Origin of the sequence: Amycolatopsis sp. FDAARGOS 1241, assembly GCF_016889705.1 — a bacterium.
GTDB lineage: Bacteria > Actinomycetota > Actinomycetes > Mycobacteriales > Pseudonocardiaceae > Amycolatopsis.
In genome coordinates this window covers 1,892,914-1,905,105 of record NZ_CP069526.1, presented here as the reverse complement: position 1 = coordinate 1,905,105, position 12,192 = coordinate 1,892,914, and the positions used below count along the sequence as shown (strand labels likewise).

Below are 12,192 nucleotides of genomic sequence, written 5' to 3'. Positions count from 1 at the left end.
GAGGCCAACCAGAGTTTGAAGTGTCTTCGCTCCACTTCTGGATGCGCACTGAGGAGACCATTTAATCTTCCTCTATGAAGAATCCCGTCAATTGGTACAGGAAGCGGGGCTAGAGCCGATCGTGACTTAGCTTCAGACTGTGGTGAAATCGAGGCTGACGTGGCAAGCAGGTAGCGGTCTGGTGTGACGCTCCAATTTCGACCGATAGCCTCTTTTTTTAGCGATTGTACTAGACGTGAGCCAGTCAAATCCGGGCGTTGCTTGCACTGAACTACTGTCATGCCGTGTGACGATTCATCATAAGCAAGCAAGTCAATTCCACCATCGGGTCCAGCGCCATAGGAGCTGTATGCCAATCCATGGTCGGCACTAAGAAGATCGCGAATGAGCAACTCGAAGTCGAGCGGCGAGAGGGTGCGGAAGTCATAGTCTGACACTAGGGTCTCCCGCCTCCTACATCTGAAGAGCTCGGACGGCACCCAGTGCACCGTCGGCATTGGCGTATCGTTGTGCGCGACTAGGCGCTGTCATCTTTAGCAGAATTCTCCCAAGCTGAGAGCTCAATTCTTCGTTTGCAAGCGTCCGAATGTCTTCGACATTATCGCCTGTGAACTCGATACCCAACGATACTTGCAACATTGTTATGCCAAGTTGGTAAAGATCGACATCAGGTGTCCACCGGACGCCTGCGCCGTCCGGCGGCTGGTATCCAAGGGTGCCGCTTTCGGTGATAACTGGCATGGACGCTTGAGAGGAGATATTGAAATCAATGAGCACTACTCCGCGATTGCTGGCAATGATATTTTCTGGCTTAATGTCTCGATGAACAAACCCGTGTCGCGCTTCTTCGAGGTCTCCTAGATCGTCGACCGATAGCTCATCGGCAGACCTTAGTCTCTGAACCTTCGCGTCATTAGGGTGAAACGACACCATCGCGGATAGGAGCTGTGCGAGCCAGCTCGCAACAACTCGCTCCGATGCACGAGTCGAACGTGTACAGTACGCGCGCAGACTATCGCCTTCTAGGTACTCCGTGACCATGTAGACGAGGCCGTCGGCGGTCTTGCCATAATCTAGAACCTTGACAACATTTGGGTGGGATATTTCTTGCAGCGGCTCTAGTTCTCTCTGCAAGATGCTCAGTAGGCCACTCCGGAATACTTTAACGGCAACAGTTGAACCAATTGGAGTGTCTGCTGCGTACACTGTTGAGTAGCCGCCAACGTGACCGATGGACGAAACTATTTTGTACTCGTCGATCATACTTCCGGGTGGCAAACCCACCGTTCCGGTAGCCGCAAGGGCTTTCGATCTCTCGCGGCGCTGTATGAAAGTTTGAAGAAGTTCAATCTCAAGCCTACGGCTGGAATTTGGATCTGTGCAAATTCCATATCCGAGAAGGTGAGCGACGTCTGATGGAAATTCGGCGGCGTACTGCCGAAATTCTGCGACCCGGCCGGTAGCTAGAAACTCGAGAAGTAGGTACTCGTCGGGGTATTGTTCGTCTAGCACGGTTACAATTTGCCCGAGTAGGGAGCTACGTTCGTTGAGGAAGTTCTTGATCGCTAGATCTACATCGTCGCTTGTGATGGTCTTCACTGATTCGAAGCTTCGATTTGTGCGATGAATTAACGATGCCAACGATCGTACAAGGGCGGGGTGTCCTCCGGTTGCATCAAAGACTCGAGAAGTCGATTTTTCGTCCCATGTGAGCCCAATTCGACTTCCGAGGCCTACAAGGAGTTTAGAGACATCTTCTCGGTGGAGCGGTTTGAGGTACTCGACTGAAACGTAGTTGTACGCAGGGTTTTCCTGCCCTCCGACAAAATTTGATTCGAATATACTTGCGTTCGTCCCCGTTGTGAAGTAGCTGATTCTTCCTGGAAATTGCTGATCTATACCCCTGAGAAGGCGCCAGACTCGAACAAATGCACCACCCCATTTTGACCCGGGCAAATCAGGTGACAGCAATTCAATTTCGTCTAGCAGCACGACAATTGGACGCTTTGTAGACGAGAGAACTTTTCGAAGGTCGTGATCAAACAGTTCAAATACAGAGGCTTTGTCGTCGACCTCTGTGAATATTCGATATTTCCCGAATAGGAGGAGTCCCGTGATTCGTCGCATGTGCCTGTGAGCGTCGTAGATCGATTCGCCCAGGCTCCATATTAAGTACTCCGCAGTTGCATTGATCGCGTCAAGTCTCTCGATGTCGATATGGGTTACATAAACGTTGTCGACATTGAGTAGTGTGGATTTTAGTCTGTAAAGTAGGGACGTCTTTCCAATCTTGCGCAATCCGAATAGCCCGACATGGCGGCTTCCTTGACGCAACCTTGAGGCTATTTCGGTTACTATTTCTCTGCGACCGAAAAAATCCTCTGAGCGCGTAACGGCGCCAGGTAGATCATATAGATCATGAGAGTACAGCTGGGCCTGGAGTTCCCTTACAAAGCTGCGTGGTCCCCATGGCTCATATTCCTTGAAGTGATCAAGGTTAAATCCAACGAATATGGTGCTAAGCGTTGATGCGGTTTCAGCTGCATGTTCTGCTGTACTTTTGTCATGTGTTGCGACGATCGCGAAATCTTCACATAGTCTCGGGCGATTTTTGCGGATATGACTATCCGCCTGCGTGATTGTGCGCGCCTGAAAATCGGCCGACTGGACTACCCAGAACAGTACTTCGCGTCCTGTTCCGAATAGTTCTTTCAGTGTTGGTGGCAGCTTTAGGTACAGGCCCCAGCGGGAGCCGTTCGCTTCCTCGAAGACCCACACTATCAGGAAGCCGGCCCGTTGCAGAACGCTTGCGACCTGTTGGCGGAGCGGACTCTCGCCGATAAATGCGGCGATACGTTCGTTGTCGACTGCCATCGGTCTCCTTGGTTTCAGTCTGCTTTCTGGGTGTTAGCGTCTAGTACGTCGATCTTGTTACTCTCATAGTCGCGGCGTTATGAGATTGTCGCTTAATGCCGGGTTGGAGTGTGCCCTCCAAGTCTTGGTTTACAGTGCCGGTCTGCGCGGTATTGCCGCTGGTCTGTGCAGTCGCGTGGCGCTCCGGTCACTTTCTGCTCCGGGATTGTCACGGTATGTCGTAGGTGCTTGAGGGTGCCCTCGCCGCTACGTCCGATGGTCGGACGTCGCCCCGCTGCCAACCGAGGCGCGGTGCTCGCCGTCATGGGACGATCGGTGTGGACCACGTCGAAGGGGCGAGGGCAAGCACTCCTGATAGGTTGCCTAATGAAGGACGCGCGAGAAGCTCGTTCGTAGGCGAGTGAGACTTCGGCCCGGAGCGTGCGAGTCTCCGTGGGGCGCTTGATGGTTATTGGTTGCGAAGCTGTGGTGCGCTAAGTCGGCGTAGCTGACGGCTTGAGCCGACCTCCGTTGCGAGCAAGCGTGCCTTGGTGATGTGGGCACATGCTGCCTCGTGGTCTCCTCGTGCGACGAAGGCTGTGGCCAGGTCGACTCGCAGCGCAGCTTCGGCCCGCGTAAATGTCGGATCTAGGTCGTTCAGGGCTGCTTCGAGCACGTTCACGGCCTCCGGTTCGCCGATCCGAGCAAGGGCGTGCCCTCTCCATCGCGCGAGGTGTACGGCATCCAGAGCGACGTAAGGACCGTGTTGCTCGGACTGATGGGACGGCAACAGCGCTTCCGCTCGGTCAAACGCGCGCAGGCTAGCCGAGCGCTGGGCGTTCGCGGCAAGCGCTTCTCCGTGTGCGGCAGCCAGCCAGGAGCGCAGTAAACGGTCGGCTTTGCGGTGCGCCAGTGCTTCGATCGTGGCGAGGAGTTCAACAGCGGCTGTCGTTTCGCCGAGGTCCAGCAGTACGAAGGCCTGTTCGGCGGAAGTGTGGATCTCGAAGGCGCGGATTCCGGACTGGCTAGCAGCTTGCTTCGCCCGCTCGTAGTGGTGCCATGCCTCGGAGACCCGGCCCAAGTCGAGTGCCTGCCAGCCGGCGAGGGTTCCCAGCTCGGCGCGGAGTGCTGCGAGTTGTTCGCGCACTCCTGCGGAGAGGCTGTGGCTGAGCAGGCGAGTTACCTGGTCGATCTTGACTGCTACTTCATCGTGCGCGGTCACGGCGCCTAGCTGTCGGTCGAGTCGTCGCACGCTCGCCAACTGGTCTTGGAGCAGAGCGACTATGGAGGGGGTGATTCGACGGGCGGCGTCCAGCGTCGTACGCAACTCTTGCGCGTCGCTGTCGTCGTCGTCGGCGACGACGACCGGTGATAAAAGTGCGTCGACGTCGATGCCGAAGATGCGTTCGAGCAGGCTTGCCGTGGCGGGGCGCGGACGGCCGATCTGAGTTCCAGTTGCCGCGCGACCAGCGACCAGGCGTTTGAGATGGCGTTCGCTCAATGTCCCCCGCTCGCCGAACTGGCGGGCGAACTCTTCGGCGAACCGGACGAACTCGGACAGTGTCTGCTTGCGCTCCCAGATCTTCTGCTCAAGCAGGGTTCGCGGCTGTCGCACTCGTTCGTTGCCTGGCATGCCCTCTCCTCGCGGTCCTGGCCCAGGACTGTCCCCGCTATGGCCCTCGCTTGACCTTCCGACTAAATGATCTCACAAGTCACGCTTATTTCAGCTATCGGAGGTTGATGGGCTGGCCGAGCGCCGGCGTCGAAGGGGCTGACATGTGCAGTGAAGAGGGCGGTCGCGTGGCCGCGCGGAGGTACGTGGCGTGGCAGACGTGTACCTGTGACGGGCGGGACCACGCCGTGACCGATGAGGAGTTTGCCAGGGGGCGGCGCGCGAAGTCGGCGGGGCGCTACGGCTCAGTGTGCGGGCACGTGGTGGTTGTGGGGTCGATGTTTCTGCCGCCAGCGCGGCCGTGCGCGGCGTGCCACGCGATTGTGTTCGCGCGGCCGGAACTGCCGTCGAGCCAGCGAAGTCGGGCGGGCAAGGCGTCGCTGTGGTCTCGATTGCGTGGCTACCGCCGCGCACAGCCGCTGCGGGTGTCCGCCGGAGGTGCGCAGTGACGGTGCGCGTGATCCTTGCCCGCCCCATGCGCGGAACGGTTGGCGAGACTTGTCGAGTCGTGCACGTGTTTCCCGTGTCGTCCGAAGAAGCGTCACCGTCCCGGCTCAGTGCCTGCTGTGGCGCGGACTTCGGGCCTGCTGAGTTGGAGGTTGTGGCTCCGCTGAGTGGGATGCCGTGTGTGACGTGCCTGCGGTATTTGCCGACCGATACTGAGCTACAGGCGGGCGAATGATGGCCCGGTTTGTGCATGTGGAGAGTTCCACGGAAGGGATCGATCCGGCCCTTGTGCCGCCGGTGCGACTGTTGATCGCCGCGACGCTTGCCGACCAGCAGTGGCATGAGTTCGGTGCCCTGCGCGAGTCTTTGGGGCTGAGTCCGGCGGCGTTGTCGAAGCAGCTCGCGACTCTGCGCAAGGCTGGCCATGTTGAGGCGCGGCAGGCTACAGACGGTCGACGCTCGTCGTGGCGACTCTCAGCCGTGGGAGCGGAACGGCTGAACGAACATGTAGCGGCGTTGGGGCGTGTCGTCGCCAGCGTTCGAAAGATCGTCGCAGCGGCAAGGCGTGGGCGGCGGCAGCGGTGACGGGTGTTCACGAGCAGGGTCCGCGTTGGAGGGCGTACCACCTGGCTGATGACACCTGCGACCCTCGATCGGAGAAGTCGGCACGTCTGCAAGGTCAGCTTGTCAAGGTTCTGACTACGCCGGTGCAGGCTGCCGAATGGCTCACTGGGTTCGTCCTTGAACTCGATGGGGCGGTGTACGTGTGGGACACCGAACGGCGCCGCTGGGACTATCGGTGCTCTGTGGACGCGTCGGCTTGCATACGCAACGAAACGATGATCAGTCTTCTTCCAGGCCGGTCGAGCGTGTCCGTGCGTTCGCGGTGGGGCCATTACCTCGTCGAGCTCGAAGCGATTGAGCGTGCGTGACGCCAACCGGACGCGTCTCGAAACCGGCGATCGAGCGGCTGTCGAGGACGGCTGGGACAGGATGCGGGGTACGTGTCCTACCCGTCCCAACCAATGTTTTCGCAGCTAGAGCGTGAGCGTGAGGTGTCCCGCTGCCGGGACGGGTTGGGACGGCTGGGCCGGGGTCCCCGCAGGTCACATGTGGGTAAACAAAAGAGTGTCCGCCTTTCCCGCCTTGACACGGGGTCGGCGGCCGTAGTCACACTCGCGCTTCGGGGTGCATACGCACCGCAACACGCCCCGCGAGGGCCCGCATCCCAACCACAACACCCCGCAACACGCCCAGCGAGGGCCCCGCATCAACCCACAGACCAACCGCAGCCGCCCCGCGAGGACCCGCATCACCAATACCAACCACCTGAAACCCGCCCACGCAGAACTCCCCCCACGATCCTCCCCAAACACCGAGCACACCCTCCCCAACCCGCGTAACCTCGCGTGCCTGACCACAGAAGGGGGCACTCGTGGCCGATGACGCCGCAATGGGCCTGTACGGGCTGACCAAACGATTCGGCACCACCCTCGCCGTCGACAACGTCACGCTGGAAGTCCCGCGCGGCTCGTTCTTCGGCCTGGTCGGGCCCAACGGCGCCGGCAAGACGACGTCGCTGTCGATGGCCGTCGGCCTCCTGCGCCCCGACGCCGGGCAGGCGCACGTGTTCGGCGTCGACGTCTGGCGCGAGCCGGAGCGGGCGAAGGGCCTGATCGGCGTGCTGCCCGACGGACTGTCCATTCCGGAACGGCTCACCGGCCGCGAACTGCTCACCTACATGGGGCTCCTGCGCGGTCTGGCGCCGGCGACCGTCGCCGAGCGCGCCCAGGAGCTGCTGGGCGTGCTCGAGCTGATCGAGGCCGAGCGGACGCTCGTGATCGACTACTCCGCCGGGATGCGCAAGAAGATCGGCCTGGCGATGGCGCTGTTGCACGGACCGCGCCTGCTGGTGCTGGACGAGCCGTTCGAGGCGGTCGACCCGGTGTCGGCGTCGACGATCCGGACGATCCTGCAGCGCTTCGTCGCCTCCGGCGGTGCGGTGGTGCTGTCGAGTCACGTGATGGCGCTGGTGGAGCAGCTGTGCAGCCACGTCGCGGTGATCACGCGCGGCCGGGTGATGGCCGCGGGCGCCGTCGAGGACGTGCGTGGCGGCGGCAGCCTGGAAGACGCTTTCGTGCACATCGTGGGCGGGCGGACCGGCGGAGCGGAAGGACTGTCGTGGTTGGCGTCCTCGTCCGACTGAAGCTGCGCGTCCTGCGCAACTCCCTGCGCGGCCGACAGGTCGCGGGCATGGTCATCGGCGGCGTTGTCGGCCTGATCGCGGCGGTGCTGACGATCGTGCTGGCGGTCGTCCCGATCCGCGGCGGCAGCGAGATCACGGTCGACCTGCTGGCTGCGGTGTACGCGGCGTGGGCTGCCGGTTGGGTCCTCGCGCCCATCGCGACCGGCGGCGGGGACGACACGCTGCGTCCGGAGCACTTCGCGCTGCTGCCGATCGGGCGCCGCAAGCTGGCCGTCGGCCTGCTGGCCGCGAGCTTCGTCGGGGTGACCACGGTGGTCAGCCTGATCGCGTTCCTCGGCCTGTTCGCCTACGGCCTGCGGCTCGGCGCGGGTGCGGCGCTGGTCGGGCTCGTGTTCACGGTGCTGCAGCTGGCGTTCGTGGTGCTGCTCTACCGCGTGGTGATGGCCGCGCTCGGTGCTCTGCTGACGTCGCGCAAGGGCAAGGAACTCGGCATCATCCTGGTGGCGCTGACCGGTCTGTCCGGTGTCGGCGTGAACTTCGCGATCAACAAGCTCGGCCCCGCGATCATCAACGGGCACGTGCCCGGCTTCGTGAACGTCATGCACGTGCTGCCGTCGGGCTGGGGCACGGTCGCCGTGCACGCGGCGGGCGCCGGCGAATGGGGCACCGCGCTCGGATTGCTCGTCGCGATGCTCGCGTTGATCGCCGTGCTGATCGCCGCGTGGGGCGCGCTGCTCGTGCGGCAGGTGACGAGCCCGTCGTTCCGCGGCGCGTCGCGCACGAAGGTCCGGGCCGGGGGCGCCCGCGCGCGCCGCGGCCTGCTGCCGCCGACTCCCGTGGGTGCCGTGGCGCGCAAGGAGCTGTTCACGTGGTGGCGCGACGCGCGCCGCCGCGTCGCGCTGCTGTCGACGCTGATCGTTGGGGTCGTGGTCACGGTCATCCCGGCGCTGTCCGGCGGCGGGCGGCCGGCGATCGTGCCCTACCTGGGCGTCGCGGTGGTGTTCTTCGCGTGCATGCAATCGGGCAACTTGTACGGCTTCGACGGCAGCGCCCTGTGGCACACGCTCAGTGTGCCGGGTGCCGAACGAGCCGACGTCCGCGGGCGGCAGCTCGCGTGGGCACTGATCGTCGCGCCGGTGGCGCTGGTGCTGGCCGCGGTCCTGCCGGGCGCGGTCGGTGAGACCGGCGCGTACCCGTGGGTGTTCAGCTTGGTGCCGGCGCTGCTGGGTGCGGGTGCCGGCGTGCTGATGTTGCAGTCGGTGTTCCTCGCGTTCCCGCTGCCCGATCAGCGCAAGAGTTCGAGCCCGTGGTCGTCCGGCGGTCGCCCGGGCTGTGCGCGGCTGCTGCTGATGTTCGCGACGATGCTGCTGATGGGGGTCGGGGCGCTGCCGGTGCTCGCGCTGTGCATCGCCGGTGCCGTCACGGGCTCGCCGGTGCTGCAGTGGCTCGGCGTGCCCGTCGGGATCGCCGTCGGCGGTGTGCTCGCGTGGTGGTGGGGCGGGCTCGCGCGGCAACGGCTCGTCGCCCAGGGCCCCGAACTGCTGGCGACGGTGTCGAAGGAACGCTGAGCCCGGGCCGCGGGTCGGGTGACCCGCGGCCCGGTCGTGCTCAGGGCAACGCGGCCAGCGAGTCGGCGAGCGCGTCTTCGGCCAGGTCGTTGTCCACCATTTCGCCGGACAGGTAGGCACCGTAGGCGGGGAGGTCGAGGTGGGCGTGGCCGCACAGGGCCGTGAGAATCACCTTCTCCTCGCCCGTTTCCTTGCAGTGCAACGCTTCCCGGATGCAAGCGGCGAGCGCGTGCGTCGGCTCGGGCGCCGGGATGATGCCCTCCGCGCGGGCGAACCGGACGCCCGCGGCGAAGCACTCCTGCTGCCCGACGGCGAGCGCCTCCATCAAGCCCAGCTCGTAGATGTGCGAGATGAGCGGCGACATGCCGTGGTAGCGCAGGCCGCCCGCGTGGATCGGGTCGGGGATGAAGCCGTGGCCGAGCGTGTGCATCTTGAGCAGCGGCGTGAGGCCCGCGGTGTCGCCGAAGTCGTACGCGTACGTGCCGCGCGTGAGCGTCGGGCAGGCAGCGGGCTCGACCGCGCGGATCACCGGGTTCATCCGGCCGGCGAGCTTCTCCCGCAGGAACGGGAAGGCGAGGCCGCCGAAGTTGGAGCCGCCGCCCGTGCAGCCGACGAGGAGGTCCGGGGTGTCCCCGGCGAGCTCGAACTGCTTGAGCGCCTCCTCGCCGATCACGGTCTGGTGCATCAGCACGTGGTTGAGCACGCTGCCGAGCGCGTAGCGGGCGTTCAGGTCCGCCGCGGCCTGCTCGACGGCCTCGCTGATGGCGATGCCGAGGCTGCCGGTGGATTCCGGGTCGTCCGCGAGGATCTTGCGGCCCGACTCGGTGAGCGCCGACGGGCTCGGGTGCACCGTCGCTCCGAAGGTCTCCATCATGAGCTTGCGATAGGGCTTCTGGTCGTAGGAGGCGCGGACCTGCCACACCTCGCACTCGAGCCCGTACTGCGCGCAGGCGAACGCGAGCGCGCTGCCCCACTGGCCGGCGCCCGTCTCGGTGGTCAGCCGTGTGACGCCCTCCGCCGCGTTGTAGAACGCCTGTGGCACCGCGGTGTTCGGCTTGTGCGACCCGACCGGGCTCACACCCTCGTACTTGTAGTAGATGCGCGCTGGTGTGCCCAGCGCCTTCTCCAGGCGCCGCGCCCGGTACAGCGGCGAGGGACGCCACAGGCGGTAGACGTCGCGGACCTCCTCGGGGATGTCCACGTACCGCTCAGCCGTCACCTCCTGCGCGATGAGCGCCTGCGGGAACAGGGGCGCCAGGTCGTCCGGCCCGACGGGCTCGCGCGTGCCCGGGTGCAGCGGCGGTGGCGGCGGCTCGGGCAAGTCGGGCACCACGTTGTACCACCGCGTCGGGAGATCGGCTTCGTCAAGGATGTACTTCGTCCGCTCCGCCATCACGCCTCCTCGCGTTCTGGAATCCTCAACATAGATCTCGCCACGGCCCGTGGCCAGTCCCGATTGTGCTTGTCCACAGTGGAATCTTCCGGGAGGAAAGTTGCCCACTCGCATTGACCGCCTTTCCCTGTCCGACGGCGCCGTGTCGCTGCCCGTGTGGCTACCCGCCGGCGGCTCCGGTCCCGGCCTGGTGCTGATCCAGGAGATCTTCGGGCTCGACGCGTATTTGTCGGAAGTGGCTGCTTCGCTGGCATCGCTGGGTTACGTGGTCGCGGTGCCCGAGTTGTTCCACCGCTTCGCCCCCGGCTGGTCTTCGTCCCACGACGCAGCCGGCGTCGCACGGTCGATGGAGGTTTCATCGCAGTTCGACCCGGCGTCGGGGCTGTCGGACGTGCTGGCCACCCTGACGCATCGGCGCTCCCTACCGGAGGTCGGCCCCCGGGCCGGCGTGCTCGGCTTCTGCCTGGGCGGGTCCCTGGCGTTCACCGCCGCGGCGGCCGGGGATCCGTCTGTCGCCGTATCGTTCTACGGGTCCACGGTGGCGGGGCAGATCGGACTGCTTTCGTCGGTTTCGTGCCCGATCCAGTTCCATTTCGGGGGCCGGGACCAGTTCATTCCGCGCACGGATGTCGCCGTGGTGGAGGCGGCGGTGGCATCTCACCCCGGCGCGGAGATCCACGTGCAGGAAGATGCCGGGCACGCGTTCCACAACCGGGTGGCGCCGATGTTCTACCGGCCCGAAGCGGCGGCGCGAGCGTGGGACCTGACGGTGGAGTTTCTCAGGCGGACGCTGCCTGCCTGAAGGCGACAGCACGCCCCGCTCATGCCGATCAGCCGGGACGTGCCGGTGGAGTCGTTCAGGGCGGGGAATCGTCGTTGACGTTCGCTTCTGGCCGGCCACGGTACGTGAGCTCAAGTTCCATCAGCGAGCAGGCGGGTGGTGAGCCCGCCGAGCAGGGCCGGCCAGTTGCTCCGGTTGGCCTGACAGGCGTTGAACATGGCCGCTGCCAGTGCGTCGGCGGGGTCGTCTGCCAGATGTGAGCAGACGGCGGCGAGTGCATGAGCGCGGGCGCACAGGGCGCGCTCGGGAAAGGTGTCGGCGTTTCGGCGTCCGGCGGCGGCGCGGAGCCTTGCACGGGCGTCCAGCCTCGTGTCCGGCGGTTGACAGCGGTTCCAGCGCAGCTCGAGGCCGTGTCGGTAATCCTGGTACGCCCGGACAGCGATCTGATCACGGCGCTGGATGCGCTCCAGCTCCGGCAGGGCGTCCGCGTTGTCGGCCAGGGTGGCCAGTACGGCGGGATCCTCGACGCCGGCCGTTTCGCAGGCGTGGGTCGCCGCCACGGTGGCCAGCGTCCGCAATTCCTGCCGGTTCGTCTCGGGTATGGCCGCAGCGATACCGGGCGCGTTGATCGAGAGCCAGGAGCTGGGCAGCTCGAATCTAGCGGGATTGACGATCACCGAGGCGGGGTGGCTTCGGCCGGACCAGTCCGCAGTCACGCGCACGCCGCTCACCCGCTCCACAAAGGCGAGCGCCGCAGCGCACTTCCGATAGGGGTCATCGAAGTCGAGACCATCGAGGAAACGGCCGATCGCGTCCGGCTCCTCCCCCGCTGGAGCACCGCCCGTGACGAAGTCGAAAGCAGCCAGCACCCGGCCGTCTTGCGCGAGGCTGATTCGGCTGACGAGGTTGACGTTCCAGTACACGCTCGGCATCTGGCTTGGAGCCGTGGGAACCGTTGTCTTCGGCCAGCAGTGTCCAGCCGTCCCAGTGACCGGCAACGACGAGCGGGAGTGCGTCCGGGAAGGCATTGACGCTGGTCTGGCCGGCGGCTGCCAGGGTGATTTCCCGACTTGCGGCGAACCCGTCGAAGCGGTGCAATGCCTCGTCGACCGACAACCCGCGCACCGCGGTGAAGCACAATGCCTGGGACGGTAGCGCCTGAGCGTCCAGCAGAGCGACGTAATGCTGCACCTCGTCGGGGCGGACGGTGGGGACTGGCAATTGCATGACACCACTCTTCCACACGCGCGGCAGTCCAGGCTGGTCTGTCTC

At 64.4% G+C, this 12,192-nt stretch carries 8 protein-coding genes and 1 pseudogene; 4 read left to right on the top strand and 5 right to left on the bottom strand.

Annotation, left to right across the window (positions count from 1 at the left end; translation table 11 throughout):
- Positions 1-182: 182 nt before the first annotated feature.
- The 3 genes and pseudogenes from I6J71_RS50470 to I6J71_RS09470 form a co-directional block, all read right to left on the bottom strand.
- Positions 183-497, bottom strand: a pseudogene (locus tag I6J71_RS50470) (restriction endonuclease); the annotation flags it as partial.
- Positions 454-2,874, bottom strand: coding sequence for a serine/threonine-protein kinase (locus tag I6J71_RS09475; protein ID WP_204094377.1), 2,421 nt, complete (start codon positions 2,872-2,874; stop codon positions 454-456). The gene I6J71_RS09475 and the pseudogene I6J71_RS50470, both read right to left, overlap by 44 nt.
- Positions 2,875-3,322: 448 nt before the next feature.
- Positions 3,323-4,486 (bottom strand): hypothetical protein, encoded by a 1,164-nt coding sequence (locus tag I6J71_RS09470; protein ID WP_204094376.1) that lies wholly within the window; start codon positions 4,484-4,486, stop codon positions 3,323-3,325.
- A 717-nt stretch (positions 4,487-5,203) separates the two neighbouring features.
- On the opposite strand from I6J71_RS09470, the gene I6J71_RS09465 reads away from it, so the two are divergent.
- From I6J71_RS09465 to I6J71_RS09455, 3 genes are all read left to right on the top strand, one after another.
- Positions 5,204-5,557, top strand: coding sequence for a transcriptional regulator (locus I6J71_RS09465; protein ID WP_204094375.1), 354 nt, complete (start codon positions 5,204-5,206; stop codon positions 5,555-5,557).
- An 850-nt stretch (positions 5,558-6,407) separates the two neighbouring features.
- A complete protein-coding gene (locus I6J71_RS09460; protein WP_370542104.1) occupies positions 6,408-7,178 on the top strand; it encodes an ABC transporter ATP-binding protein in 771 nt (256 codons plus the stop codon).
- Positions 7,154-8,746, top strand: a complete 1,593-nt coding sequence (locus I6J71_RS09455) for a hypothetical protein (RefSeq protein ID WP_204094374.1) — start codon at positions 7,154-7,156, stop codon at positions 8,744-8,746. The genes I6J71_RS09460 and I6J71_RS09455 overlap by 25 nt, the downstream gene beginning before the upstream one ends.
- Positions 8,747-8,786: 40 nt before the next feature.
- Here I6J71_RS09455 and I6J71_RS09450 read toward each other — a convergent pair whose 3' ends face one another.
- Positions 8,787-10,139 (bottom strand): TrpB-like pyridoxal phosphate-dependent enzyme, encoded by a 1,353-nt coding sequence (locus tag I6J71_RS09450; RefSeq protein WP_204094373.1) that lies wholly within the window; start codon positions 10,137-10,139, stop codon positions 8,787-8,789.
- Positions 10,140-10,251: 112 nt separating this feature from the next.
- On the opposite strand from I6J71_RS09450, the gene I6J71_RS09445 reads away from it, so the two are divergent.
- Positions 10,252-10,941: a dienelactone hydrolase family protein gene (locus tag I6J71_RS09445; protein ID WP_204096957.1), complete on the top strand. Its 690-nt coding sequence runs from the start codon at positions 10,252-10,254 to the stop codon at positions 10,939-10,941.
- A 110-nt stretch (positions 10,942-11,051) separates the two neighbouring features.
- Here I6J71_RS09445 and I6J71_RS09440 read toward each other — a convergent pair whose 3' ends face one another.
- Positions 11,052-11,843, bottom strand: coding sequence for a hypothetical protein (locus I6J71_RS09440; protein ID WP_204094372.1), 792 nt, complete (start codon positions 11,841-11,843; stop codon positions 11,052-11,054).
- Positions 11,844-12,192: the final 349 nt, after the last annotated feature.